22 protein-coding genes are annotated in these 26,019 nt (G+C 74.1%); 17 read left to right on the top strand and 5 right to left on the bottom strand.

Annotation, left to right across the window (positions count from 1 at the left end; translation table 11 throughout):
• The first annotated feature begins 68 nt into the window (after positions 1 to 68).
• The 13 genes from SLAV_RS03300 (at position 69) to SLAV_RS03240 (ending at position 12,393) form a co-directional block, all read left to right on the top strand.
• Positions 69 to 1,031, top strand: coding sequence for an alpha/beta fold hydrolase (locus SLAV_RS03300; protein ID WP_078950263.1), 963 nt, complete (start codon positions 69 to 71; stop codon positions 1,029 to 1,031).
• Between the two features lie 96 nt (positions 1,032 to 1,127).
• Positions 1,128 to 1,571 (top strand): hypothetical protein, encoded by a 444-nt coding sequence (locus SLAV_RS03295; protein ID WP_037686964.1) that lies wholly within the window; start codon positions 1,128 to 1,130, stop codon positions 1,569 to 1,571.
• 11 nt (positions 1,572 to 1,582) lie between these two features.
• Positions 1,583 to 2,911 (top strand): hypothetical protein, encoded by a 1,329-nt coding sequence (locus SLAV_RS03290; protein WP_051840718.1) that lies wholly within the window; start codon positions 1,583 to 1,585, stop codon positions 2,909 to 2,911.
• Between the two features lie 29 nt (positions 2,912 to 2,940).
• Positions 2,941 to 3,441: a hypothetical protein gene (locus SLAV_RS03285; protein WP_030229180.1), complete on the top strand. Its 501-nt coding sequence runs from the start codon at positions 2,941 to 2,943 to the stop codon at positions 3,439 to 3,441.
• Between the two features lie 2 nt (positions 3,442 to 3,443).
• Entirely contained in the window at positions 3,444 to 3,953 is a 510-nt protein-coding gene (locus SLAV_RS03280) for a hypothetical protein (protein ID WP_030229182.1), read from the top strand.
• 43 nt (positions 3,954 to 3,996) lie between these two features.
• Complete coding sequence (locus SLAV_RS03275) at positions 3,997 to 4,896, top strand: hypothetical protein (protein ID WP_051840720.1); 900 nt, start codon at positions 3,997 to 3,999, stop codon at positions 4,894 to 4,896.
• 63 nt (positions 4,897 to 4,959) lie between these two features.
• Positions 4,960 to 5,946, top strand: coding sequence for an aldo/keto reductase (locus SLAV_RS03270; protein WP_030229185.1), 987 nt, complete (start codon positions 4,960 to 4,962; stop codon positions 5,944 to 5,946).
• Between the two features lie 58 nt (positions 5,947 to 6,004).
• Entirely contained in the window at positions 6,005 to 6,409 is a 405-nt protein-coding gene (locus SLAV_RS03265) for a MazG-like family protein (protein ID WP_234333541.1), read from the top strand.
• On the top strand, positions 6,406 to 7,185 hold the full coding sequence (locus tag SLAV_RS03260; RefSeq protein ID WP_030229188.1) for a PIG-L deacetylase family protein: 780 nt from the start codon (positions 6,406 to 6,408) through the stop codon (positions 7,183 to 7,185). The genes SLAV_RS03265 and SLAV_RS03260 overlap by 4 nt, the downstream gene beginning before the upstream one ends.
• Before the next feature lie 65 nt (positions 7,186 to 7,250).
• Positions 7,251 to 7,772, top strand: coding sequence for a hypothetical protein (locus SLAV_RS03255; RefSeq protein WP_030229190.1), 522 nt, complete (start codon positions 7,251 to 7,253; stop codon positions 7,770 to 7,772).
• Between the two features lie 65 nt (positions 7,773 to 7,837).
• Positions 7,838 to 9,898 carry an NAD-dependent DNA ligase LigA gene (ligA, locus tag SLAV_RS03250; RefSeq protein WP_030229193.1) on the top strand — a complete coding sequence of 687 codons (2,061 nt, stop codon included), beginning with the start codon at positions 7,838 to 7,840 and terminating at the stop codon, positions 9,896 to 9,898.
• Positions 9,899 to 10,016: 118 nt separating this feature from the next.
• Complete coding sequence (locus SLAV_RS03245) at positions 10,017 to 10,883, top strand: DMT family transporter (protein ID WP_030229195.1); 867 nt, start codon at positions 10,017 to 10,019, stop codon at positions 10,881 to 10,883.
• A 289-nt stretch (positions 10,884 to 11,172) separates the two neighbouring features.
• The gene (locus SLAV_RS03240) at positions 11,173 to 12,393 is read left to right on the top strand and encodes a serine hydrolase domain-containing protein (RefSeq protein ID WP_051840722.1); all 1,221 of its coding nucleotides are present in this window, start codon (positions 11,173 to 11,175) and stop codon (positions 12,391 to 12,393) included.
• 232 nt (positions 12,394 to 12,625) lie between these two features.
• Here the strand turns inward: SLAV_RS03240 and SLAV_RS03235 are convergent, their stop codons facing one another.
• The 3 genes from SLAV_RS03235 to SLAV_RS03225 all read right to left on the bottom strand — a co-directional run bounded on the left by SLAV_RS03235 (position 12,626) and on the right by SLAV_RS03225 (position 15,451).
• The gene (locus tag SLAV_RS03235; RefSeq protein WP_100660770.1) at positions 12,626 to 13,426 is read right to left on the bottom strand and encodes a CAP domain-containing protein; all 801 of its coding nucleotides are present in this window, start codon (positions 13,424 to 13,426) and stop codon (positions 12,626 to 12,628) included.
• A 423-nt stretch (positions 13,427 to 13,849) separates the two neighbouring features.
• The gene (locus SLAV_RS03230; RefSeq protein ID WP_030229202.1) at positions 13,850 to 14,839 is read right to left on the bottom strand and encodes a hypothetical protein; all 990 of its coding nucleotides are present in this window, start codon (positions 14,837 to 14,839) and stop codon (positions 13,850 to 13,852) included.
• 36 nt (positions 14,840 to 14,875) lie between these two features.
• Positions 14,876 to 15,451, bottom strand: coding sequence for a PadR family transcriptional regulator (locus tag SLAV_RS03225; RefSeq protein WP_030229209.1), 576 nt, complete (start codon positions 15,449 to 15,451; stop codon positions 14,876 to 14,878).
• Between the two features lie 192 nt (positions 15,452 to 15,643).
• Between SLAV_RS03225 and SLAV_RS03220 the strand changes: the two genes are divergently transcribed.
• Both SLAV_RS03220 and SLAV_RS03215 read left to right on the top strand, forming a co-directional pair.
• Positions 15,644 to 17,248: an FAD-dependent monooxygenase gene (locus tag SLAV_RS03220; RefSeq protein ID WP_030229210.1), complete on the top strand. Its 1,605-nt coding sequence runs from the start codon at positions 15,644 to 15,646 to the stop codon at positions 17,246 to 17,248.
• 157 nt (positions 17,249 to 17,405) lie between these two features.
• Entirely contained in the window at positions 17,406 to 19,442 is a 2,037-nt protein-coding gene (locus tag SLAV_RS03215; RefSeq protein ID WP_030229211.1) for a DUF11 domain-containing protein, read from the top strand.
• Positions 19,443 to 19,511: 69 nt separating this feature from the next.
• On the opposite strand, the gene SLAV_RS03210 is transcribed toward SLAV_RS03215, so the two are convergent.
• Positions 19,512 to 22,208, bottom strand: coding sequence for a glycoside hydrolase family 2 protein (locus SLAV_RS03210; protein ID WP_030229213.1), 2,697 nt, complete (start codon positions 22,206 to 22,208; stop codon positions 19,512 to 19,514).
• Positions 22,209 to 22,520: 312 nt separating this feature from the next.
• On the opposite strand from SLAV_RS03210, the gene SLAV_RS03205 reads away from it, so the two are divergent.
• Complete coding sequence (locus tag SLAV_RS03205) at positions 22,521 to 23,786, top strand: SLC13 family permease (protein ID WP_391283257.1); 1,266 nt, start codon at positions 22,521 to 22,523, stop codon at positions 23,784 to 23,786.
• Between the two features lie 77 nt (positions 23,787 to 23,863).
• Here SLAV_RS03205 and SLAV_RS03200 read toward each other — a convergent pair whose 3' ends face one another.
• Positions 23,864 to 24,478 carry a 5'/3'-nucleotidase SurE gene (locus tag SLAV_RS03200; RefSeq protein WP_051840724.1) on the bottom strand — a complete coding sequence of 205 codons (615 nt, stop codon included), beginning with the start codon at positions 24,476 to 24,478 and terminating at the stop codon, positions 23,864 to 23,866.
• 505 nt (positions 24,479 to 24,983) lie between these two features.
• Here SLAV_RS03200 and SLAV_RS03195 point away from each other — a divergent pair.
• Positions 24,984 to 25,994 (top strand): LacI family DNA-binding transcriptional regulator, encoded by a 1,011-nt coding sequence (locus tag SLAV_RS03195; RefSeq protein ID WP_030229220.1) that lies wholly within the window; start codon positions 24,984 to 24,986, stop codon positions 25,992 to 25,994.
• Positions 25,995 to 26,019: the final 25 nt, after the last annotated feature.

Here is a 26,019-nt window from a genome sequence, read left to right as displayed (position 1 = left end):
GGCGGCGTTCATAACCCGGTTGTATAACCAGGTTGTACAACCGGGTTGTGGGTGGCAGGATCCGTCCCATGCCCACTTTCACCGCACCCGACGGAACCCTCCTCGCCTACCGCACCATCGGCGACGGCGACCCCCTGCTCTGCCTCCCCGGCGGCCCCACGGACTCCCGCTACCTCGGCGACCTCGGCGGTCTGGCCCGCCACCGCCGGCTGGTCCTGCCCGACCCGCGCGGCACCGGCCGTTCCGCCGTCCCCGAGGACACCGCCTCCTACCGGTGCGACCGCCTCGTCGACGACGTCGAGGCCCTGCGCGCACACCTCGGGCTCGCCCGGACCGATCTGCTCGCCCACTCCGGCGGCGCGAACCTCGCGGCCCGGTACGTGGCCCGGTACCCGGAGAGGACCGGCAGGCTCGCCCTCATCGGTCCCGGTGCCCGCGCCGTCGGCATCGACGCCGGCGGTGCCGCGCGACGCGAGCTCGCCCTGCTGCGGAAGGACGAGCCGTGGTTCCCCGAGGCCTTCGCCGCCCTGGAGGCGGTCTCCAGGGGCGCCGGCGGGCCGGCCGAACGGGCGGCCCTCGCACCCTTCTTCTGCGGCCGGTGGGACGCCGCGGCGCGCGAGCACCACGAGTCCGGACAGCCGCGCAACCCGGACGCGGTCGCCCATTTCGCCGCCGACGGCGCGTTCGACCCCGAGGCCACCCGGGAGGCGCTCGGCGCCTTCGAGGGCCCGGTCCTGCTGCTCGCCGGGGAGTTCGACCTGAACAGCCCGCCCGGGATGGTCGCCGGATTCGCGGAGCTCTTTCCCGACGCCACGCTCGTCGTGCAGCCCGGAGCGGGCCACTACCCGTGGATCGACGACCCCGCCCGCTTCGTGGCGACCGTGGCGGAGTTCCTCGACGCGCCTGCGGCGGTTCCCGGCCACACCGACCGGTCCGGTACCGAGGGAAATCAGCCCGGAACCGGCCGCTTCCCCCTTCTCCCGGAGGAGTCGGCCATACGTGTCGACACCCCGTCCGGACCGGCTTCGTAAGGATCTGGCAAGGGTTTTCCGTGGAGCCCAGGGGGGCCGGGGACCTGTCCGATTGTCATGCATAGGATCGGTGGCCTGCCAACGGGGAGAATCGATATGCCAGACGAATCCGGCCAGTTGTGGAGTGGTGGGAGCGGGGGCGGTGCGGACCGGCGGGTGGGCACGCGGCTGAACGGGGCACCGGGCCCGATGGGGCCGTTCGCCCCGGGCGCCGGACCGGACTTCGCCTCGACCCCGGCGGAGAAGAAGGCCGCCGCCAACACCATCGAGACCGAACTCCAGCCGAACACCAAGAAGGCCACCGAGCACGCCGACGAGGCGACCGGCGCCGCGGGCAAGGGTTTCGACGGCTGGGAGACGGCCATCGGCCTCAAGACGGTGGCCGATACGTGGGACCAGCAGGTGAAGACCCTCATGGGCCGGCTGGCGGGGGAGAAGACCGCGCTGCGCGGCGCGAGCAGCCTCATCACCGGCAACGACACGGGCGTGGGCGACCAGCTCCGCACGGCGGCCTCCGGCTCCAAGCTGAACGGCCTGTAGGGGGAGCCGCGGTGCTGAACTACTACGAGGTCATGACCACGGACCTGGGCCTGCTCACGACGGCGGCCGCGAAGTGGGACTCGATGGCGGGCGAGCTGAAGAAGGTCGAGACCCGCTACGGCGAATCCGTCCAGAAGATCACCACGGGGCCGAACTGGACCGGCGTCAGCGCCGGTACCGCCCACTCCGGTTTTACGGCGACCCGCTACGAGTACGCCGCCGCGCAGACGCAGGCCAAGGCCATCGCCAGCCTCCTGCGCGACGCCCACGAGGGCTTCACCGACCTCAAGAAGAAGCTGGAGAGCGCCCGCGACGACGCGGTGGCCGCCGGTATGACCGTCTCCGAACAGGGACGCGTCGCCTTCGACTACGCCAGACTCACCCCGGCCGAGCGAAGCGCCTACCACCACGACCCCGACGGGCAGAAGGCCGTCACCGACGCCGTCGGCAAGTGGCAGCAGCACATCGACGACCGGGTGCGGGCCGTGTCCGAGCTCGACCAGAACGTCAGGGCGGCGCTCAGCGCCGCCGTCGTCGACAGCAACAAGGACGGCTTCGGCAAGGGCGCCGACGAAACGTTCAACGGGTTCAACGCCCACCCCGAGGGCGACCTGTCCAAGGCTCCCAAGACCCTGCCGGCGGACACCGCCCCGCAGGACAAGCACGACCCCACCACGGTCACCGGGCCCGCCGCGGGCTTCTCCATCAGCGGCACCAAGTACGGCAAGGAGGGCTCGGTCAAGGCCTACGCCGACCTCTTCCACGCCACCGCCAAGGGCTCCATGACCGACGGACGCTGGACGCTCTCCGGCGTCGACGACATGTACGCCGGCGCCCGCGCCAGCGCCAACTGGGGCTTCACCGACCAGGGCGTCTCCGGAAAGGCCGAGGCCTCGGCGGGCATCAGGTCCCTCGTCGAGGGCCGCGCCGAGTACGGACAGGTGGGCGGCTACGGGCGCGTCGAGGGATTCGCCGGCGCCGAGGCCTCGGCCACCGCGAAGGTCACCAAGACGGAGGTCGGAGTCGGCGCGAAGGCCTTCGCCGGAGCGAAGGCATCCGGCGCCGCAGGCGTGGAAGCGGGCGGCATCGGCGTCGGCGTGACCGGCGAGGGCTGGGCCGGCGCGGGCGCGGAAGCCTCCTGGGGCCTGCGCAAGGACAAGGACACCGGTGCGTGGAAGCTCGGCGGCAAGGCCGGGATCGCCCCCGGCCTCGGTGGCGCCGTAGGCCTCGAAATCACCGTGGACCCGGGCAAGGTGACCAAGGCCGCCGGAGACGTGGCCGACTTCGTGGGTGACACCGCCGGCGACGTCAAGGACACCGTCACCGACTGGTTCGACTGATGTACTCCCCCCTGGAAGGAGGGCCCCAGATGCCCACCACCCTGCCCGTCCCGATCGAGTTCCACCTGCCCGACGGCTGGCTCCCGGCCCACCGGGAGGCGTTCGACCCCGGTGTCGCCTTCGCCGCGGTCCACCCGCGGCCGGACGCCGGCTTCGCCGCCAACATCACCATCGACGGCGGATTCCCGCCCGAGGGCGCGACCCTCGTCGACCTCGCCGACGACTCGGTGCAGCGGCTGCGCGAGGTCGCCGAGTCCGTCCAGGTGGTCCAGCGCCGACAGGCCGGGCCCGCGGATTCCCCCGCCCTCACCCAGCGGGTCACCTTCTCCGCCGTCGCCGGGGACGTCCGGCGCGACCTGGTCCAGTCCCAGGTGTTCCTGGCCCTCGTCGACACCTCGGACCCCGGCCGCCGGGCCGTGCTCCGGCTCGCCCTGACCGCCACCGCGGCCCAGCACGACGCCGTCGTCGCCGACTTCCGGTCGTTCGTGCGCAGCGTCCGGCCGGACTCGGGCGAAGGCGAAGGGTCCTGACCATGGGCCGTCTCTGGGACCGGTACATGGGCACGATGCGCCCGGACGGCGACGTCCCGGCGGCGCCCGCGACCGAACTGCGCGCGGCACTGCTCGCGCTGACCGGCACGGACGTGCCGTTCGGCGTGCGCGAGGCGTCCGGCGAAGGGGCGCACCTCGTGGCGGAGTGGCGGGTCGTGGAACCCGCCACCGGTTCCGGCGTGACCCGGCGGCAGGTGGAGCGGACCTTCAAGGTCTGGATGCGGCTGCTGCCCGAGGAGCGCGAGGTGCGGGCCATGGACGAGCAGTGGGCGGTGACCCGGGCCGGGAACCCGCCCGGGCGGACCGTGCAGCGCGAACACGGCCGCGGCCCCATCCGCCACGTGCAGAGGGAATGGACCTTCGAGAAGGGGGCCGACGGCCGGCGGCAGAAGGTCGAGTCGTTCCGCCTGGACACCCGGGACATGAAGCACCCCCTGCGCGACACCGTCCTCGCGGCCGGCTGGACCTGGCGCGGAACGCGCAGGCTCTGACGGTGGACCCCGGGGGGCGGCCGGGGCGGCTACCATCGCGGGCATGGCGAACCCCGAGCAGAGCGGCCGGGCGCAGGACACGCCCTCCGCGCCCTGGCGCGTCGGCGTCGTCGAGTACCGGCAGGCGACCGGCCTTCCGCCGTACGAGCGCCGCCGCGCGGGGAAGGCCCGGCCGCTCGCCTCGTCGCGGGACGGCCTGCACATCCACGGCGCGGTCGGCCGGGTCACCTGCGCGGACGGCGCGGGCCACACCCTCTGGACCCACCGCTGCACCGGCCGGCCCAACGCCGCCCATGTCAGCGGAGACCGGGTCCTGGTCACCACGGACTCCCTCGACTACACCCCGTGGGGCCATCTCGGCCCCGCCCTCCTCCTCGACCTGGCGGACGGCGCCCGGATCGCCGAACTGCGCGGGAAGCGCGGCGCCGCCGTCGGCGGCGGCCGCTTCCTGCTCGGCCTGGAGGGGTACGACGCCTTCGACACCCGGCAGTACGACCGCGACGCGTCCCTCGTCGACTCCTGGCGCAGCTACGGCCATTACGTCATCGGCACCGGCATCCGCGTCGTCGAGACCGACCGCGGCCTTCCGGCCGGCAGCCGCGTCGTACGCCTGCTGCCCGGCGGCGTGATCGAACGCGGTCCCCGCCTGAGCGGACCGTCGGCCGCGCGGCCCGTGGTCCTGGAGGACGGCACCATCCTCGTCCTCGACGCGGGGGTGCTGCGTGCCGTCGACCGTCGGCTCGGTGCCACCGTGCTCGCGGAGCTCCTGCCCGCCACCGCCGAAGAGGACCCCCGCCGGACGGTGTCCCTGCGGCGCGAGGGCGGGAACGTCACCGCGGTCATCGCCGAGCCGCGCCCCGGACAGCCGAACCGGTACACCGTGCACACCTGGACGATCGCCCTCCACCCGCCCCGAACGCCGCCGCGGCCGTCGAACGGTTGACATGGAGTGCACTCCAACGCCTAGCGTCCTGAGCAGACGAACCCGATCTCAGGAGGCATCAGCATGACCCACCTTCCCACCCGTTACCTGGGCGAACTGGCCGTCTCCGCACAGGGACTCGGCTGCATGGGCATGAGCCACGGCTACGGCACCTCGGACGACGCCCAGTCGATCGCCACCCTGCACCGTGCCCTCGACCTCGGGGTGACCCTCCTGGACACCGCCGACTTCTACGGCGCCGGACACAACGAGGAGCTGATCGGCCGGGCCGTGGCGGGACGCCGCGACGAGGTGGTGCTGGCCACGAAGTTCGGCTTCGTCAACCGCCTGGGCGAGCCCACCCGGGTCCGCGGTGACGCCGCCTACGTCCGGCAGGCGTGCGAGGCTTCGCTGCGGCGCCTCGGGGTCGACCACATCGACCTCTACTACCAGCACCGGGTCGACCCGCAGGTGCCGATCGAGGAGACGGTCGGCACGATGGCCGAGCTCGTCCAGGAGGGCAAGGTCCGCCACCTCGGACTGTCCGAGGCCGGCGCGCAGACCATCCGGCGGGCCCACGCGGTGCATCCGATCGCCGCACTGCAGAGCGAGTGGTCGCTGTGGACCCGCGACCTGGAGCCGGAGATCGCGCCCGTCTGCCGCGAACTCGGCATCGGCCTGGTCCCGTTCTCCCCGCTCGGGCGCGGCTTCCTGACGGGGCAGTACCAGTCGGTGGAAGGGCTGTCCGAGAACGACGTGCGGCGGACGCAGCCGCGCTTCGCCGACGGCAACCTCGAACGCAACCTCGCGATCGTCGAGAAGCTGAACGAGCTGGCCGAGGCCAAGGGCGTCACCACGGGCCAGCTCGCCCTGGCCTGGGTGCAGGGCCGGGGCACCGACGTGGTGCCGATCCCCGGCACCCGGCGGCAGCGCTACCTTCAGGAGAACCTCGCCGCGCTGGCCGTCGAACTGTCTCCCGAGGACCTGGCCGCCATCGAGGCCGCAGCGTCGCCGGAGCGGATCGCGGGCACCCGCTACGACGCGACCAGCCTCACCTTCGTCAACCACTGAGCCCCGTGGCCCGGCCCGGCCCCCGCCGGGTCGGGCCGAATCCCGAATGGAGCCCTCTGTGAGCGAATTGCCCGTGACCGGGACGCGTACGCAGGACCTCTGGCCCCTCATCGAGCGGCTCGCCGAGTCCTTCGCGCGCCGCGACGACGAGCGCGGGGTGTCCGCGGAGGAACAGTGGACCCTGCAAGTCCTCAAGATCGGCGAGGAGTTCGGGGAGGCGGCGCAGGCCGTGATCGGAGCCCGCGGCACCAACCCGAGGAAGGGGTACAGCCACGGCTGGCCGGACGTCCAGGCGGAGGTCGCGGACACCGCCATCACGGCCCTGGTCGCGCTCGCCCGGATGCGGCCGGACGACGCGGCCGACTACCTCGCGCGTCATCTCCGCGCCAAGTCCGAGAGGTTCCTGCCCGGCCCGAACCGGCCGTCCCCCGACGAGCGCCCCGACCCGCCGGTCCACCGGTGACGGGCCACCCCGCCCCCGCACCGAGCCTGCTCGGCGTCTTCGCCCACCCCGACGACGAGTCCCTCCTCGCGGGCGGCGTCCTCGCCCGCCACGCCGCCGCGGGCGCGCACACGGCCGTCGTCACCGCGACCTGGGCGCCGGACAGCCACCGCGCTCCCGAACTCGCCGAAGCCCTGGGCATCCTGGGCGCCGGCACGCCGAGGATGCTGGGGTACGCCGACGCCCGCGTGCCCGGCTCGGCGCCCGGCCGGGCGCGGTTGCTCGACGCACCACTGGACGAGGTGGTGGCGCGGCTCGTGCGCCACGTGCGCGAGCTCCGGGCCGATGTCGTCGTCACCCATGACGGGTACGGCCAGCTGACCGGCCACCCCGACCACGTCCGCACCCACCGGGCGACCCTGCTGGCCGTCCACGCCGCGGGCCTGGAGCACCTCCATCCCGAGGCGGGGGAGCCCTGGCAGCCAGGCGCCCTCTACCTGGCCACCCACCCCCACTCGGGCGTCGGCGAGCTCGGCGCCCTGCTGCGCGGCGTGGGAAAGACCGTGCTCAGCGTCCCCGACGAGCACGTCACGGCCACGGTCGACGTACGTCCGTGGCTGGACCGGAAGTGGTCCGCCATCGCCGCCCACCGGAGCGAAGCGAAACGTGAACGCCCGTTGCCGGGACTCCTCTCCCGGCTCCCGGCCGAGGACCGGGACCGGATCCTCGCCACGGAGTGGTACACCCGGCTCACCCCGCGCCCCGCACCGGGCCGCGAGGACGCCCTGACCGCCTGACCGCCTGACCGTCGGCCGGCTTCGCCCGGACGGAATCCGCGATTCCCGCGCACTACGCTGTGCGCATGCCGCCCCGCCACAGGACGCGCTCCGCCGAGGAGTTGTTCCACACCGTCGAGTACCTGCACGCGCTGCCCTTCCCCCAGCAGGAGGAGCGGGCGGGGGACCGATGGGGTGGACCCGGCCACCATCTGGTCGTGCTGGTGGAGAGCCAGGACTTCTGGGAGGACCGTGCCACCGAACTCGTGGAGGAGGCCGAGCAGGGGGTGGAGGCCGACCGTGCCGCCCTGGCCCAGCTCCTCACCCGGCGCTGGGGCGCACCGGCCGCGATGGACCTCAACCCTTTTCAGGACTCCGACGGAACCGGTACGGCTACCGGTACGCGTACGGATGCGGACACCGACCTCGGCTTCGATGCCGAGGAACCGGAGCCGGTCGGGTTCCTCTCCGGTGTGACCTCCGAGGTGTGGGTGTGGCGCCCGGACGGGTCCGACCGCTGGGTCGGCCTGGCCGTTGGTCAGGCCGATCCCGAGTGGCCGCTCCAGTTGCTCGCCGCGTTCGGGGAGTCGTCCGCGCTGCCGGGATGACGGCCGCCGCGGGGTCGTTCACCGGCCCCGGGGCGTTGTCAGACCCGTGGTGCAGGATCAGGGACATGAAGAGCCTTTACGCCGATGAGGCGCCGGCCGGCATGTCCGGCCGCGACGACTACGAAGCCGCTCTCGGCCGCCTGCGCGATGCGTCGCGGGCGTACTACGGCGAGGGCGACAGCCCTGTCGACGACGCCACCTACGACCGGCTCCGCCTCGCCGTCCTGGCCTGGGAGCGGGCGCACCCCGCAGAGGTCGCCCCGGATTCCCCGACCGGCCTGGTCGGGGACGGCGCCGCCCCGGCCGGCGACGTCGCGCACACCACCCGACTGCTCAGCCTCGACAACGTCTTCGACCCGGCCGGCCTCGTGGCCTGGGGCGTCTCCCTGCAGCGCCGCCTCGGCCACGAGCCCGTCGGCGGGTTCACCGTCGAGCCCAAGATGGACGGCGCGGCCGTCGCCGCCCGCTACCGCGCCGGCCGGCTGGAACGGATCGTCACCCGGGGCGACGGCACCCACGGCGAGGACGTCAGTCACGTCATCGGCACCATCGAGGGCCTGCCCGAGCGGCTGCCCGTGCCGCTCACCTTCGAGGTGCGGGGCGAAGTCCTCTTCACCCGGCAGCAGTTCGAGACCGCGAACGAGATCCGTGCCGCGCACGGCGCGCAGGTCTTCGCGAACCCGCGCAACGGCACGGCCGGCACCCTGCGCGCCAAGGACCGCCCGTACCGGCTCGCGATGACCTTCTGGGCCTACGGTGCCGTCGAGCTGGACGGCGTCTCTTTCGCCCCCGCCGCCGCCACGCACGCCGAGGTCCTGGCCGCCGTCGCCGAAGCCGGGGTGCAGACCACCGCCGGAACTCCCGCCGGTCTGCACGTCGTCGCCACCCTCACCGAAGCCCAGCGGAAGGTCGACGAGATAGCCGCGCTGCGCCCCGTCCTCCCGTTCGGCATCGACGGGGTCGTGATCAAGGCGAACGACGCGGCCGAGCAGGCCGCGGCCGGGTCCGGCAGCCGGTTCCCGCACTGGGCGACGGCCTTCAAGCTCCCGGCCGTCGAGCGGCAGACCGTACTGAAGGACGTGGTCTGGGACGTGGGCCGCACCGGTGTCCTCGCCCCGACGGCGATACTCGAACCGGTGGACATCGACGGGTCCACCGTCACCCGCGCCACCCTGCACAACCCGGCCGACATCCGCCGCCGCGACCTCCACCTCGGGGACACCGTGACGGTCCACAAGGCCGGCGACATCATCCCCCGCGTCCAGGCAGCGGTGACCGCCCTGCGCCCCTCCGGCGCGCGCGAGGTGCCGCTGCCCACGGCATGCCCGAACTGCGGCGGCGGGATCAACAAGGACCAGGAGCGGTGGCGCTGCGCCCAGGGCAGCGCCTGCGCCCTGCCCGCCCTGATCGAGTACGCCGCCGGACGCGACATGCTCGACATCGACGGCCTCGGCAAGACGTACGTCAGGGCCCTGATCGACTCCGGTGACGTCGCCGACGTCGCCGACCTCTTCACCCTCACCGAGGAGCAGCTCACCGCCGCCTCCGGCAGCGCCAAGCGCGGGGCCAGACTCGCCGGGCAGATCGAGACCGCCAAGTCCCGCCCGCTCAACCGCGTCTTCTGCGCCCTGGGCGTGCTCGGCACCGGGCGGAGCATGTCCCGCCGCATCGCCGCGCACTTCGGGACCATGGACGCGATCCGGGCGGCCGACGCCGCCGCCCTCCAGGAAGTCGACGGCATCGGCGGGGAGAAGGCCCCGGTCATCGTCGAGCAGGTAGCCCTGCTGGCGCCCGTCATCGACAAGCTGGCCGAAGCCGGTGTGAACATGAAGGAGCCGCGGGAACCGCGCCCTGTCGCGGAGGGTCCCCTGGCCGGGCGCACCGTAGTCGTCACCGGCAGGATGAGCGGCCCGCTGGAGACCCTGGGACGCTCGGAGATGAACGCCCTGATCGAAAGGGCCGGCGGCAAGGCGGGCAGCGGCGTCAACTCCAGGACCGCCTACCTGGTCTGCGCCCCGTCCCCGAGCGGAAAGCCGAGCTCGAAGGCGGTCAAGGCCGAGGAACTGGGCGTCACCGTCCTCACCCCGGAGGCCTTCGCCGAGCTCGTCGCGGACCACCTGGGCTGACCCGGGGCCGTGCGGGCGCACCCCGTCCGTGGACCCGGACGGGGGAAAGGGCGCGGCCGGGCGCGTACCGCGCGGTGTCATGGCGCCGCGCCGCCACGGGCGCGGTGAGGATCGGTGCATGGGCTTCGTACTGCCGGTCCTCTTCGCACTGTTCGCGGCCTTCAGCAACGCGCTCGCGACGGTCCTCCAGCGGAGGGCCTCGCTCACGGTGCCGCAGAGCGACGGCTTCCGCTTCGGGCTCGTCCTCGACCTGCTGCGCCGCCCCGTGTGGATCTGCGGGATCCTCGCGGTGATCGCGGCCGGTGTGGGCCAGGCCGCCGCGCTGGCCACGGGCGCGCTGTCCCTCGTGCAGCCGCTGTTCGTGCTGGAGCTGCCGCTCGCCCTGCTGATCGCCTCGCTGGTGGCACGCAAACGGCTGCCGGGGGTGCTCTGGCTCGCAGTGGCCGCGGTGGTGGCGGGCCTGGGGACCGTACTGGTGGCCGCCTCGCCGACGGGCAACCGCACGCACGTCCCGCCCGACCGCTGGGTGCTGGCACTGCCGGCGTGCGCCGCGGCGGCGGCCGTGCTGGCGGCCGCCGGACTGCGCCGGCCGCCGGGCCGGCTGCGGGCAGGATGCCTCGGCGCGGCCACCGCCGTCTGCTACGCCCTCACGGCGGCCCTGATGAAGACGGCGGTCCACGCGCTCGGCGAGGGCGGCCTCGGGGCGTTCCTGACGACCTGGGAGACCTACGGCTTCGCCGCGAGCGGCATCTGCGCCGTGCTGCTCCTCGAACACGCCATGCAGGGCGGGCCGCTGGTCGCCTCCCAGCCCGCCCTGACCCTCGGCGACGCGGCCGTCGGCGTCGCGCTGGGGGTGGTGCTGTACGAGGAGCACCTGCGCACCCACTGGTGGCTGGTCCCCCAGCTGCTGGGCCTGACCCTGATCTGCGCGGGGGTGCTCGCCCTGGCCAGGTCCGGGGAGGGGGACGGGCCCTCCGCGCCGTGACGCCGGGCGGGCGCCGCCGCGCGGCCCCGTAGCGTCAGGCCGCGCCCCGGCGGGTCTACGGAGGGCGACCAGCCCATGAGAACGGCGGAGACCGCCCTCGGGGTGATCCCCCTCCACCGGCGCGGCCACTACGCCGCACTCGTCCACGGCGACCCCCGCGCTCCGGGGCGGCGCCCCGGCGAAATGTGACCCGCAGAGCGGGCGTCCGTCGGTGGCTCGCCGCGCGGGCGGGGTGGTGCGGCCCTACGGTGGTGATGTCGTCCCGCTCCCGGCGGCAGGAGGCCGTGCCGTGAAGCCGATACGCGTTGGGCTGCGCCGGGCCTGTGCGGCCGTTGCCGCCGCAGGTGTACTCCTCGCCCCGGTCGCCGCGGGCTCCGCGCACGGGGCGCCCGCGCCGGCCGGCGCGGCGCCTTCCCCGTCGGCCGGCACCGGCTTCCCGGTGCTCACCCCGGCCGTCGCGGCGGAGCTCGACGCGGCCGTGCAGCGGACCCTGCGCGAAACCAAGGTCCCGGGTGTGATCGTCGGCCTGTGGGCACCGGGCAAGGGCAGCTACGTGAAGGCCTTCGGCGTGGCCGACAAGGCGACTTCCGCCCCGATGACGCCTGGCCTCAAGGTCCGCATCGGCAGCGAGACCAAGACGTTCACGGTCACCGCCCTGCTCCGGCTCGTCGACCGGAAGAAGGTCGGCCTGGACGACCCCATCGGGCGGTACGTCCCCGGGGTGCCGAACGGTGACCGCATCACCCTGCGCCAGCTCGCGGGCATGCGCAGCGGGCTCTTCAACTACAGCGAGGACCCGGCCTTCGACAAGGCGCTCGTCACCGACCCCGACCGGCCCTTCACCCCGCAGGAGTTGCTCGGCTACTCCTTCAGGCACCCGGTGCAGTTCGCCCCGGACGCCAGGTTCGAGTACTCCAACACCAACCTGATCCTGCTCGGCCTGGTGGTGGAGAAGATCACCGGCCGCCCGATCGGCGAGGTCATCGCCCAGGACGTCCTGAAGCCCGCGGGGCTGCACCGCACCCTCTTCCCGACCGGCGCGGAGTTCCCGGAACCGCACGCACACGGCTACACCAACCAGACCGCCGGCGGGAAGATCGAGGACTCCACCGACTGGAACCCCTCCTGGGCCTGGTCGGCCGGAGCGATGATCTCCGAACTCCAGGACCTGCGCAGCTGGGCGAAGACCGTCGCCACCGGCACCCTGCTGACGCCCGCCACCCAGGCCGAACGCCTCAAGACCCGGTCCATCGGCATCCCCGGCGCCGGCTACGGCCTGGGCATCTTCGACGTGCAGGGCTGGATCGGACACAACGGGTCGATCCCCGGGTACGAGACGCTGACGGTCTACCTGCCGCAGGAGAAGGCGACGATGGTCCTGCTGATGAACACCGACGTCACGGTGGGCGGCCAGGAACCCAGCACCCTCTTCGGCGAGGCGATCACGAGCGTGGTCACCCCCGGCCACGTCTACCCCGGGCACAAGCCGTCCGTGTCCACGGGCCGCTGACGGCCCGGCGCGCGGGGCCGGTGCGCGGGGCCGGATCCGTGCGCTATGCTGATCTTGTTCTCGCGGCCGTGGAAACACGGTGGTGGGACCGGCGTTGGTGGTCCAAGGAAAGACACCCCACTTCCCGTGGGGGAATGCAGGTGCAAGGCCTGCCCAGCGCTCGACCGAAAGGCCCCGGCCTCCTCAGGGAAGCCGGGGCCTTTCTATGCGTTCGCCGAGGTGGCGGCGCGGGTCAGCGGGCCGCGCCGAAGTCCTGCGTCCAGTACTGGCCCGGCTGGGCGAGACCCACCCCGATCTCCTTGAAGGAGCAGTCGAGGATGTTCCGCTTGTGGCCGGGGCTGTTCATCCAGCCCTCCATGACCTTCGCGGGCGTGGGGTAGCCGTAGGCGACGTTCTCGCCGTACGTCCTCCACGTGTAGCCGGCGGCGGTGATGCGCTGCCCCGGGTCGGAGCCGTCGGAGCCGGTGTGGGACATGGTGGCGTGGGCGGCCATGTCGGCACTGTGGTCCTGCGCGGCCTTGGTGAGCTCGCCGTTGACGGTGACCGCGGGGCACCCGACCGCCGCACGCTCCTTGTTGACGAGCGCGACGACCTCGGCCACGGCGCCGGAGGGCGCCGCGGAGGCCTCGGGGGCCGGGGATGCGGCGGGAGCGGCGGGGGCGGCGGGGGCGGCCGTCTCGGCCGGCGGCTGCACGGGCTGCACGGGCTGCGGCGCCTGCGGCTGCCCGTCGGCCGGAGCGCCCTCGTCCGCGGGCTCCGCCGGCGGCTCGGAGGCCGGCTCGGCCACGGGCTCGGCCGGGGCCGCGGGGGCGGCCGCCTGGACCGGGGCCGCCACGGGCGGCTGCGCGCCCGGGCCCCCGAAGGAGGGTGCGTCGTCCCAGGACCGGCCGTCGTGCCGGGCGGCGACGGGCGCGTGGCCGGAGCCCTGCGGGTCCAGGCACGCCATGGCGGCGGAGGGCACACCCACGACGGCCAGGGCCCCGAGGGCGACGATTATTTTCCGATGGTGCGTCTTCTTACGGTGCTTCCGCATGCCTGACCTCACTCGGTGATCGCGAACCTTCCGGCGCCGGACCGCGAGGACGCCGGAGGAGCCGCCATTCTTAGAAACCCGGCAGCGGCCTGGCAAGCCGCGCCCCCCGCTCCGGCGGGGGGCGCGGGCGCGCGGCTTGAATCGGCCGGAAGATCGTGCATGCCCCCGCCGCGGCCGATCCGGCACGCACCTGACGCGCCACTAGGACCCCTCGCCACCAGCCGCGTTGCCCCGAACAGGACAGGAGGCTCTGATTCCGTTTCCGGCAGAGGCCGGAATGTCCACGCCAAATCGGTACAAAAGTCGAAATGTCGACGAAGGTATGGCCCCTTCGGGAGCTCCCTGGCCGCCGAGCGGTGCGTGACGCATGTCACGCGTTCGGGAAGGAACCGGATCGCCGGGTCGCCGGTGACACCGGGGCCGTCAGACGCTGAACCGTTCCACCAGCCTCCTCAGGGTCTCGAAGGCGGGCTTGGGGGTGTAGTCGTCGGTGGTGAGGCCGAACCGGTGGAAGAGGTCCGGGCCCGAGCTGTCGGCGTCGCGGAGTGCGAAGTGCGTGTACCTGCCGATGCCGAGTTCCCCCGCGTGCGCCGCGACGACGCCGAGCACGGTCTCGACGACCTCGGCCTGGCGGTGCGCGGGCCGGTCCGGGCCGGTGGGCCAGCCGTGCTCGGTGATGTGCAGGGGCAGCTGCCCCAGCCCGGCCGGGGTCAGTACCGCGTCCCGGTGGTGCCGTAGCAGCCCTTCTGTGGCGGAGGCGAGAGCGGCGGCGGCCACGGGCCGGAAGACGTCGGGGAAGAAGTCCAGCCCCACGTAGTCGAGGTCGGCGACGAAGCGTGCGCCGCCGAGGTCGGTCAGGTCGCCGACGAAGGAGGTGTCCGGCCCGAAGAGCGGGGTGGTGTTGAAGCCGGTGAGCAGCCGGGTGAGCCCGAGCGCGCGGGCCTGCGCCCTGACCGCGGACACTCCGCGCACGATCGCCTCGCGCACCCGCGGGTAGTGGCCGTCCAGCAGGGGGTTGGACGTGACGTTCGGTTCCTCCGTCACCTGGAGCGTGCGCGTGACCGCGCCGTACTGGACGACCAGTTCCCGGAGGAACTCGCAGTAGCCGTCCACGTCCCCGGAGGAGGACCTGTACTGGGCCACCAGGTCGAGGCGTCGGCCCCGGACGGCGTAGCGTGCGGCGTCGGCCGGTGTGGCCGTCGGGTGCGGGCCGCCGGGCCGGGTGGCGTCGTCGAAGCCCACGTAGGCGCGTACGAGGAACGGGCGGTCCGCCCGGCCCTGCAGCCGGTCGAGGGCCGCGCTCACGCGGGCGGGGTCGTCGGGCGGTCCGGTGGTCAGGCCGCCGCTGTCGTCGCCGGTGAGTCCGCCGGGGTAGATCCCGAAGAGTAATCCTCCGGGCGTCGTCGCTGTCATGTCTGTGTTCTCCCTTCGTCGTGTCCGGTTCCGGCGTCAGCCGGCCGGAGGCCAGGTCAGTGCACCGGTGTGGATGTCGTCGAGGACGGCGTCGATCCACGCCGTCTCGGCGCGGGCGAGGCAGAGCGCGTACTCGGCCTCGATGACGAACAGCCGTGGCGCGCCGGCCGCGAGGGCCTCGGCGAGGCGGCCCTCGTCGGCCGCCGTGCGCTCCCGCAGGCGCCCGGCGCGTTCGGCCAGTGCCCCGGCGGCGCCGTCGGGTCCCAGGGCGCCCAGGTAGGTGACGGCCCCCAGGAAGCGGGAGAACTCCCGCTCCGGGTTGCGGATCTGGGAGTCCAGCCGCCGTACGAGTTCCGCACGGCCCGCGGGCGTCAGCTCGTAGACGGTCCGCTCGGGGCGGTTGCCCGAGCGCTGCTGGCCGAGGGCGCTCACCCAGTCCGCCTCGGCCATCGCGGCGACCGTGTTGTAGAGGGTGCCGCGCGTGATCGCCGCGGCATGGCTGTCGCTGCGTTCCCGCAGCTCGGACAGTATCTGGTAGGGGTGCGCGGGCCGCTCCAGGAGGAGGCCCAGCACGGCCAGCACGATCGGGTTGTCCAGAGCTCGACGAGGCATGGTCGAAATCTATCAGTCCAAATAGACTATTGCGACGGGGGGAGAGAACTCAGCCGGTGGCGAAGGGCGGGCGAGGCGCGGGCGAACGGCGCGGAGGGTGGTGCTTGATGGCCGTGACGGTCCCACCCGGGGCGGCGCGCAAGAGGACCGCGCGGCACCCCGGCGGCCCGAGGCGAGCAGGAGGAGCCCCACATGCCCATGGCGGACACCGAGGTCGACGTCCTGATCGTCGGGGGAGGGCCGGTCGGGCTCACCGCGCGGGCGCTGCTGGAGCGCTGGGGCGTACCGACCCTGCTGGTGGAGAAACACCGGGGGCTGTCGCCCTTCCCCCGCTCCCGGCTGGTCAACGCGCGCTCGATGGAGATCTACCGCCAGCTCGGCCTCGCCGAAGGCATCGGGGCCCGCGCGTTCGCGCCGGAGTTCGGCCACATCCGGTTCCGCGACACCCTCACCGGCGCCGAATTCGCCTCCGCACCGGTGGCCGGGGTCAACGCGCCGATCCCGGAGAGCCCGGTGATCGGCGTGGTCACCTCGCAGGACCGGCTGGAGCCGGCCCTGCTCGCCGCCGCGGGGGCGCCGGTGCGGTTCGGCGTCGAGCTCGTCGGCCTGGCCGAAGGGGCGCAGGACGTCGTGGCCACGCTCGTCGACCACCGCCGCGGTGCGGCGCGCACGCACGTCCGCGCCCGTTACGTCCTCGCCGCCGACGGAGCGAATTCGTCCGTACGGCGACGGATGGGGATCGGGACCACCGGCCCCGGCGCGCTGGGCGACTTCAGCGCCGTCGTCTTCGACGCCGACCTCGGGCGGTGGTGCGCCGACCGCCCGGCCGGCGTCTACTTCACCGCGCACGGCTCCTTCGCCCCCCTGTACCCCGAAGGGGGCTGGGCCTGGTTCGGGCCCACCCCCGAGGACCCGGCGGACGCCGACTGGCCCGCTCTCCTCGCACGCGCCCTCGGCGACGGCGACGGGGTACGCGCCGACGTGCTGCGGGTCCAGCACTGGGTGATGAACGCCTTGGTCGCCGAACGCCTGCGCCGCGGCCGGATCCTGCTGGCGGGCGACGCGGCCCACGCCGTCCCCGTCTTCGGCGGCATGGGCATGAACGCCGGCCTCGCCGACGTGCACAACCTGTGCTGGAAACTGGCCGGCGTCCTCCAGGGCTGGGCGGGTCCCGGAGTACTCGACAGCTACGAGCCGGAGCGGCTGCCGGTGGCCGGGCGGACGCTCCGCCGAACGGTGGCCAACACCCGGCGCGCGCTCGACGTGCAGGGGCGGCGGCGCGAGCAGTGTGCGTCCGGTGGGCCGGAGCTGCGCGCCGAAGAGGTCGAACTGCCGTGGTCGGAGGGGTTCTTCGCGCAGCTCGGCCTGGTACTCGGTGTCGGCTACCGCTCCGGCGCCGTACTCGGCGGCGCCGGCCCGGCGCCCGACGCGGACACCGGCGACACGGACGACACGGACGACAGGGACGACACCGATTACGTCCCCACCGCCGAGCCGGGCCACCGTATGCCGCACCTCTGGCTCACCCGCGACCGCTCCACGCTCGACGCGTTCGGCACGTGGTTCACCCTGCTCACCGCGGACCCCGCCCTCTGGGCGTGCCAGAGCGCCGGATCCTGGCCGCTGCGCGTGGAGCGCCTCACCGGGGAGCACGCGTGGCACTGCGGCCTCACCCCGCACGGAGCGCTCCTCGTCCGCCCCGACGGCCACATCGGCGCCCGCTGGCACGGACGCCCGCCGGGCGCCTCCGCCCTCCACGACGCCCTTGCCACGATCACCTCCGCGCCCCGCCCCTGAGGGCCTGCGCGCGCACCCCGCGCGCTCCTCCGCCGGGGTGGTTCCCGGTGCTCCGGTGGGCGCGGTACGGCACGTTCCGCGGGGTGCGGGCGGTGCCCGGCACCAAGCTGTGCGCTGCTTCCCGTAGGACGCGCGACGACCGGAGGTCCCCATTCCCATGCCCCACGCACACCCGAGACCGGTGCGGCCGCGCCGCGGACCCGGCGGGAGGGCCGGTCTGCCGGCCGCGCTCGGCCTGGTCCTCGTACTCCTGCTGCCCGGCACCGCGCTGGCCGCCCCCGGTGACCTGGACCCTTCCTTCGGCCCCGACGGCCGGGTGACGACCGTCTTCCCCGGGTACGCGGAAGGCCACGACGTCGCACGGCAGGCCGACGGCAAGCTCGTCGTGACGGGCCTGAGCCAGGACGGCTTCGCGCTCGCCCGCTACAACACCAACGGCACCCTCGACACCACCTTCGACGGTGACGGACGGGTGACGAGCGACTTCGGCGGTGGCGCCCACGTGGCCAACGCGGTGGCGGTGCAGCCCTCCGACGGGAAGATCGTCGTGGCGGGCACCACCGAGGTGCCCGGGGAGGAAGGCGGCTGCTGCTTCTTCTCCGTGGCCCGCTACAACACCGACGGCAGCCTGGACGCCGGTTTCGGCAACGGCGGCCTCGTACGCGTCGACGAGTTCGGCGGGTCCGCCGACGGTGCGGACGTGGCGGTGCAGCCCGACGGCAGGATCATCGCGGCGGGCAAGGGCGCCGGTGGCGGCTTCGCCCTGGTCCGCCTGACCACGGGCGGCAGCCTCGACCCGAGCCTCGGCGGGGACGGAGCGGTGGTCGCGGGCTTCACCCCGGCCTCGCCCCAGGACGCCGGCGGCACCGCCCGCGGCATGGCCCTCCAGCCGGACGGCAAGGTCCTCCTGGTCGGATACGTGGGCAACACCGCCTTCGACATCGGCGTCGCCCGCTACAACACCAACGGCACCCTCGACACCACCTTCAGCGGCGACGGCATGGTCACCGCGGACTTCGGCGGCACCGAGTTCGGCAACGCCGTGGCGGTGCAGCCGGACGGCAAGGTCGTCGCCGCGGGTGACGGAGGCGCGGGCATCGCCCTGCTGCGCTACAACGCCGACGGCAGCCCCGACACCGGATTCGGCACCGGCGGACGCCGCTCCGTCGCCTTCCCCGGCGACGGCGGGGGCGCGTCCGCCCTGGCGCTCCAGCCGAACGGCAAGATCGTCATCGCCGGGCAGGCCGACGACCCCAACAGCTCCGAGGCCAACGACTTCGGCGTGGCCCGCTTCAACACCGACGGCACGGTGGACACCGGCTTCGGCGGCGACGGCTTCGTGGTCACCGGCTTCGGGGACTTCGACGCGGCCCGCGGAGTGCTCGTACAGCCGGACGGGAAGATCGTCGCAGCGGGCTACACGGCCGGCTCCGCCTTCGCCCTCGCCCGCTACGAGGGAGGCGACGGCACGCCCCCGCCGCCACCGGGCGCCGACCTGTCCGTGACGAGGACCACGGCGGCCACCGTCAGCATCGGAGACCGGGCCTCGTACACGGTGCGGGTCTCCAACTCCGCGGCCTCCACCGCCACCGCGACAGGCGTCACCCTGTCCGACACGCTCTCCGGGGCCGGCGTGACCCTCACCTCGGCCACCGCCTCCCAGGGCACCTGCACGACCACCGCGACGGCGGCCACCTGCGCCCTCGGCACCCTGGCCCCGGGTGCGAGCGCGACGGTCACGGTCACGGCCGAACCGCGGGCCACCGGCACGCTCACCGGCACCGCCAGGGCCACCGCCACCCAGCCCGACCCGAACGCCTCCGACAACACGGCCACCTCCACCACCACGGTGAACAACGCCCGCGGCTGCACGGTCATCGGCACCAGCGGGGCCGACACCCTGAACGGCGGCTACGCCAACGACGTGATCTGCGCGCTCGGCGGCAACGACACCGTGCGCGCGAGCTACGGCAACGACACCGTCTACGGCGGCTACGGCAACGACAACATCGACGGCGGCTTCGGCGACGACACCCTCGACGGCGGACCCGGCACCGACACCCTGACCGGCTACTACGGCAACGACCGCCTCATCACCACCGACGGCGTCGCGGGCAACGACACCGCCAACGGCGGCAGCGGCACCGACACCTGCACCACCGACCCCGGAGACACCCGGATCAGCTGCCCCTGACCCAGGGCCCGCCCCCCCGCCGTGCCGTCGCCGCCCCCGCGGCGGCGGCACGCGCGCGTCCCGCCGCGATCAGCCCGCCGGAACCGTCACCGTCGGGGTGTTCCACCCGGAGACCCGCAGCCGCGGCGCGGCCCCGCGCAGGTCGCCGGTCCGGTAGGTGGCCGTCAGCGTCGCCGACTCACCCGGCCACAGGCTGATCTGGTTGTCGCTCCACCGCACGGGCAGGACGGGCGCGCCCCCGACGCCCACCAGATGGACGTCGGTGAGCAGGGCGGGCGTCTTCCCCCTGCCCGTGTGGCGCACGGTCACCCTCGTCGTGGACGTCCCGGAACCCTCGTCACGCGTCGTCGAGCCCGTCGCGGTGACGGCCGTCCGCGCCATCGTCTCCAGCCCCGTCAGATCGGCGTAGGAGGTGGTGGGCGTGTGGTACCAGTCGGTTTCCGGGTAGTCGAGCACGTCCGGTTCGGTGGACAGCCAGTAGACGTTGCGGCTCACCTCCCGTCCGGCGCCGTCCGTCAGCAGCAGCCGCGCCAAGTAGGTGGTGGACAGGCCGGGGACCGACGCGGGGACGGTGAGCGCCGTCGTGCTCGCCCCGCCGCCCGCGACGGCGAGCCCGCTCACCGTCCGGTCGTACGCCGGCTCGCCGTCGGTGCCGAACAGCGTGACGCGCGCCGTCAGCCCGAAGACCCCGGCCGTCCGGTTGTTGACGACGCTCACCGCGCGGTTGTCGTAGCCGTACTGGACGTGCAGGGGCTCGTTCGCCTTCTTCGCCCCGAAGTAGGCACCGCCCTGGTCCAGGTAACGGTCCACCAACTGCCAGTGCAGCGAGGTCCAGCCGCTGTTGAACATCCAGTAGACGACCCCGGTGGACGGCTCGGAGGTGTCCTTCGCGTTGCGGGCGTACGCCTCGAACTGCGCGCGCACGTTCTCGTACTGCGCCAGCTGCGCCTTGCGCACGTAGTCCTCCAGGCCGGTGGGCGGACCGTAGCGCTGCGACAGCGCGGCGCCGAACAGCCGGAGGGTCGAGAAGGTCGCCGAGGGGGAGCGGTGGTACTGGGCGGCGGACGGATCCTTCCAGAGGGTCTCCAGCTCGGCCGGCGACATCATGCGGCGCAGGGTGTCGAGGGTCGGGACGTCCGGTCCGGCGCTGGTCTCGGAGTTGAAGCCGGTGGCACCGCCCTCGCGCTTCTCGTACCAGTACGAAGGCGGGACCCAGTCGTAGGGGCCGGTCATCTTCATCCCGGAGTTCCCGCTGACCGGCGCGGAGGCGTTGGAGGCCGCGGGGATCACCGGGGCCGTCCAGTCGGCGGCCCGCAGTGCGTCGAGGTAGCCCTTCTCGATGGTCCGGTCCGGTGCGAAATCGCTGCCGATCAGGAAGGAGGCGACGCTGGGGTGGTGGCGCAGCCGGGCCGCTTCGGCGGCCATGGAGGCCTTGGCGACCGGGTAGTCGGCGGCCTCCCACCGCTCGCCGGCCTCGTTGCCGTTGACCTCCCCCTCCCATTTGCCGCAGCACTCCCAGCCGGGAAGGGTCAGGATCCCGTACCGGTCGGCGAGGTCGAAGAACTCGTCGGGCTCGATGTGCCCTTCCAGCCGCAGGGTGTTCAGTCCGAGGTCGAGGGCGTACCGCAGCCGGTCCTCGACGTACGCCGGGTCCCAGCGCAGGAACTCGTCGGGGGACCAGCCGCCCCCCTTGATCAACAGCGGGCGGCCGTTCACCTCGTACTGCCGGGCGCCGCCGGCGTTCAGCGGGGCCCGCACCTCGCGGATCCCGAAGGACTCGTGCGCGGTGTCGGAGGGTGCGCCGTCCACGGTCGCGGTCAGGTCGAGGGCGTACAGCGGCTGCCCGCCCATCGCGGCGGGCCACCACACGCGGGGCGCGCGCAGCCGGAGCGCGGGGTGGTCGGCGGGGGAGAAGACCAGGGTCCTGGTCTCGTGGGGCGCCAGCGTCACACTCCGGCTGACGGCGGCCGGACCCGCGGTGCCGGACACCGTGGTGGTGACGGTGGCCGGCGAGTCGTTGCGCACCAGGGCCTTGACGGTCAGGTCGGCGGAGGACATCGACGGCAGGGCCAGGGAAGTCACCACGTGCGCGTCGCGCAGGGCGACCGGTCCGCCGCGGCGGACCGATACGTCACGGACCAGGCCCATGTTCGCGTCGGGCGGTGGTTGCAGCCAGTCGAGCCAGCCCATCGTGAGCCGCTTGCGCGGATCGTTGGGCCGGACCCGGAAGGCGACGGTGTTGGTGCCCGCCGCGATCAGGTCGGTCACGTCGAGCTCGTGCCGGGTGTACGCGCCCGCGACGGTGTCCGCCGGGGCGACGAGGCGGCCGTTGACGAAGACATCGGCGGCGGAGATCACCCCGCTGAAGTCCAGGTACGTACGGACGGCGGGGTCGGTGACGACGAAGTCGGACCGGTACCACCAGGGCACGGCGAAGTCCGCGGCCGGGACCCGCTTCAGGTTGGTGGAGTAGAAGGGGTCGGGGTGCGCACCGGCCGCGAGCAGGGCCGCGAGGACGGTGGAGCGGGAGCCGGCCGGATACCAGCCGGCCGTCGGATAGCCCGGCCTGGAGACGACGGCCCCCGGGTCCGGGACCTCGGCGGCCGACCGGATCGCGTACCCGGACAGCACGGTCCGGCTGCCCGGCAGCGAGCCGACCGCCGTCGCCGCGGGCCGCGGCGCGGGCGGCACGCGGGAGGTGCCGGCGGTGAGGGTCAGGAACAGGGCGACGACGGCCAGGACGAGGGGGGTGCGGCGGTGGAACAAGGGGGTCCTCCCGCGGGGGACGGGGCCGGAATTCCGCGCGGCGCCGAGTCTGCCACGGCCGTGCCCGAGCACGGCGGCGACAGCCCGCAGGCCGCACCCGTCGATACGCCGGCACGGGGAGGGCCGCCCCGGGCCCCCGCCCACCCGGGCACGGGCGGCCCCCAGTGCCCTGAGCCCCCGGCCCGCCGTGGCACCGGGCTACCGGGCCCCTGGCCCCCCGGTACTTCCGGGCCCCCGGGCCCGGCGTGGCATCCTGGGGTGTTGTCTCGTGGCCGCTGTTCGGCCGGGTTGGTTTTCTTCGGCCGGGAGTACGTGCTGAACACCGTCATAGCCGAGTCGCTGTCGCTCGCCCTGTTGCTGGGTGTGCTGGCCTTCGCCGTCGTACGCCCGCGCGGGCTGCCGGAGGCCGCCGCCGCCGTACCGGCAGCCGCCGCGCTGATCGGGTTCGGGGTGGTCTCCCCCCAGGCCGCGTGGGAGCAGACCCGCGAGCTGCTGCCGGTGGTCGGCTTCCTGGCGGTGATCCTCGCGCTCGCCCGGCTCTGCGCCGACGAAGGGCTGTTCCGGGCGGCCGGTGACGCGGTGGCCCGCAGGTGCGGGAGCAGTCCGAAGACCCTGCTGGGCGGGGTCTTCGCGGTCGCCGCGCTGATCACCGCGGCACTGAGCCTGGACGCGACCGTGGTGCTGCTCACCCCGGTCGTGTTCGCGACGGCCGCCCGCATCGGCGCCCGGCCCCGGCCGCACGTCTACGCGACCGCGCACCTGGCGAACTCCGCCTCCCTGCTCCTGCCCGTCTCCAACCTGACCAACCTGCTGGCCTTCACCGCCAGCGGTCTGTCCTTCACCCGCTTCGCCGCTCTGATGACCCTGCCCTGGCTGGCCGCGATCGCCGTCGAGTACGGGGCCTTCCGCCGCTTCTTCCGGGCCGACCTGGCCGCCGTACCCGCGGACGTGCCGAGCACCGGGGAGGCGGCCGCGCCGGTGCCCCGGTTCACGCTGGTGGTTCTCGCGCTGACGCTGGCGGGATTCGCGCTGGCCTCGTTCGCGGGTGCCGGGCCCGCCTGGGCCGCCCTCGCGGGCACCCTCGTCCTGGCGGCCCGCGCGCTGGTCCGGCGCCGTACGACCGCGCGCCGGCTCGTCGCCTCCGCCGCACCCGCCTTCTGCCTGTTCGTGCTGGCCCTGGGCGTCGTCGTACGGGCGGTGGTCGACCACGGCCTCGGCGACGCACTCGCCGGTGTCCTTCCCGCGGGCGACTCCTTCCCCGCCCTGCTGGCCACGGCCGCGGTCGCCGCGCTCCTGGCGAACCTGATCAACAACCTGCCGGCCGTCCTGGCCCTGCTCCCGCTGGCCGCCCCGGCCGGGCCCGGCCCCGTCCTCGCCGTGCTGATCGGCGTGAACATCGGCCCCAACCTGACCTACGTCGGCTCGCTTGCCACCCTGCTGTGGCGGCGCATCGTCCACGAACACGACGACCGGGTGGCCCTCGGCGAGTTCAGCCGCCTGGGGCTGCTGACCACCCCGGCGGCCCTCGCGGTCGCGGTGGCCGGGCTCTGGACCGCCCTGCGGCTGATCGGCACCTGAGCCCGGCCGGGTCCGTCAGACGGCACGGCCGCGGTCCGCCGCCCGTGGTGGACGCCCGCGCGGCGGCGCGGCGGCCGTCACGGCCGGAGACCGGCGATCAGGGCCGAGGTCATGGCACGTTCCCCCGGCCCGGTGTTCCAGTCGGCGTTCATCGGGCTGACCGCGATCCGGCCCGCGCCGACGGCCTCCACGTCCCCGCCCCTCGCCCCCGGCCGGAGACCGGGTCTCACCTCCACCTTCCAGGTGCCGTCGCCGGAGTCGGTGAAGTCCGCCGCGAGGACCGGCTGCGGGTCCTGGAACGTGACGGCCACACCGGAGGCGGCGCCCCTGCCGTCGGCACCGACCACGGGGTGGTTCACGTTCGGGCCGACCCCCTCGGGCAGCAGCGGCCCGGACCCCGCGCGCACCCGCAGCCGGTCGATCAGTCGGACGGCGAAGTCCACCGTCGGGTCCCTCGCGTTCACGGTGGTGACCGGATCGGGTGCCGCGAGGCCGCCGGTGCTCAACACGATCGCCGGTACGCCGGACTCCAGTGCCGCGACCGCGCCGCCGACCGTACCGGAGTGGGTGGCGAGGCCGGCCACGTTCGGGCCGTAGTCGGTACCGGACACCACCAGGTCGGGCGCGCGTCCCCCGAAGACCTCGGAGAGGCCGAAGGCCACCGAGTCGCCCGGAGTGCCGTCGACGGCCACACCTTCGGTTCGGCGTGCTCCACCCGTCGGTGAGCAGGATCCGCAGCGCGGTCGCGGTCACGGGTGCGGCCGCGGTGAGGCGACCGCGGGCGCGGTACCCGAGAGGGCCGTGGTGCACAGGATCAGCAGGGCGGGCGGAAGGACTCGCTTGCGGCTCACAGAGGGCTCCTTGGGAAAAGGGAGGAACGGAGGCGGGGTGCGCGGGGGCAGGTGCGGCGGCGACACCCCGGGGCCGGGGGAGGCAGGGCGGCTCGCGCATCGGTCGGCGCACCGTCAGGGTGGGACGGTGCGCGGGGCGGGTACCGCGGCGGACTGCCGCGGGCCGCGGACGACCCTCGTGGTTACACGTGTCATCCGGAGTGCTGGGAACTGTGCAGCACCCATTCCGGGGCCCCGCCAGGGTCCGGACACCGTCGTCGTGCGGGGCGGCACCGCCGTTGCCTGACGCGTGTAACCTCGGACGCAGGCAGGCACGAACCCAGCGCGAGGAACGTCGAGCGACGTCATGGCCGAAGAAGAGACCCCCGCCCCCGCCCCGGTCACCAGCGCCGACGTGGCACGCCTCGCAGGGGTGTCGCGCGCCACCGTCTCCTTCGTCCTCAACGGCACCCCGGGCCACCGGGTCGGCGAACCCACGCGCGCCCGCGTCCTCGACGCGGCCCGCCGGCTCGGGTACGTTCCGCACGCCGCCGCCCGGTCCCTGCGCGCCGGACGCAGCAACCTCGTCCTCATGCCGGCGTCGGTCTCCGCGATCGGCCGCCTCGTGAGCGAATGGGTCGACGACCTGTACGGCGAACTCGAACGTCACGGCTACACGGCGGTCCTGCACGCGGGCCGGTTCGCCGACCCCGTAGACGCCGCCCGGGCCTGGGCCGAACTGCGCCCGGCGGCGGTCATCGCCCTCGACGGCGACCGCCTCACCGCCGGGGCGGCAGACCTGCTGCGCCGCGCCGGGGTCCGCGGGGTGCTGGCCTTCGCCTCGGGCCCCGTCGAGGGCGTCCACACCGTCGGCTTCGACCACGCCCGGATCGGCGCCGCCGCCACCGAGCACCTCATCGCCCGCGGCCGGACCCGGATCGGGGTCGTCCTGCCCCGCGAGCGCGGCCTCGGCGCCCTCGCCCGGCCGCGCCTCGCGGGGGTCGAGTCGGTCGCCGCCCGCCACACGGCCACCGTCACCCCGGTGGAACTGGCCTACACCCGGGAGTCCGCGACCGGGCTCGCCCGGCGCTGGAGGGGCCTGGACCTGGACTCCGTCTTCGCCTACAACGACGAGTACGCCGCGCTGCTCCTGCACGCGCTGCGGGCCGAGGGCGTCGCGGTGCCGGACGAGGTGGCGATCGTCGGATCGGACGATCTGGTCCTCTCCGGGCTCCAGCAGCCCGCGCTCACCACGATCCGCCTGGAACTGCCCGCTCCGGCCCGGATCGCGGACGCCGTGCACGAACTGATCGAGACCGGCGGGGCCGCGCCCGTCCCCGCGATGGAGGCCGTCCTCGTGCACCGCCGGTCCTCCTGACCCGGTCGGCCCGGCCGGCCCGGGC

It is taken from the genome of Streptomyces lavendulae subsp. lavendulae, assembly GCF_002803845.1.
Classification (GTDB): domain Bacteria; phylum Actinomycetota; class Actinomycetes; order Streptomycetales; family Streptomycetaceae; genus Streptomyces; species Streptomyces lavendulae.
This window is presented reverse-complemented; position numbering and strand designations above follow the sequence as displayed.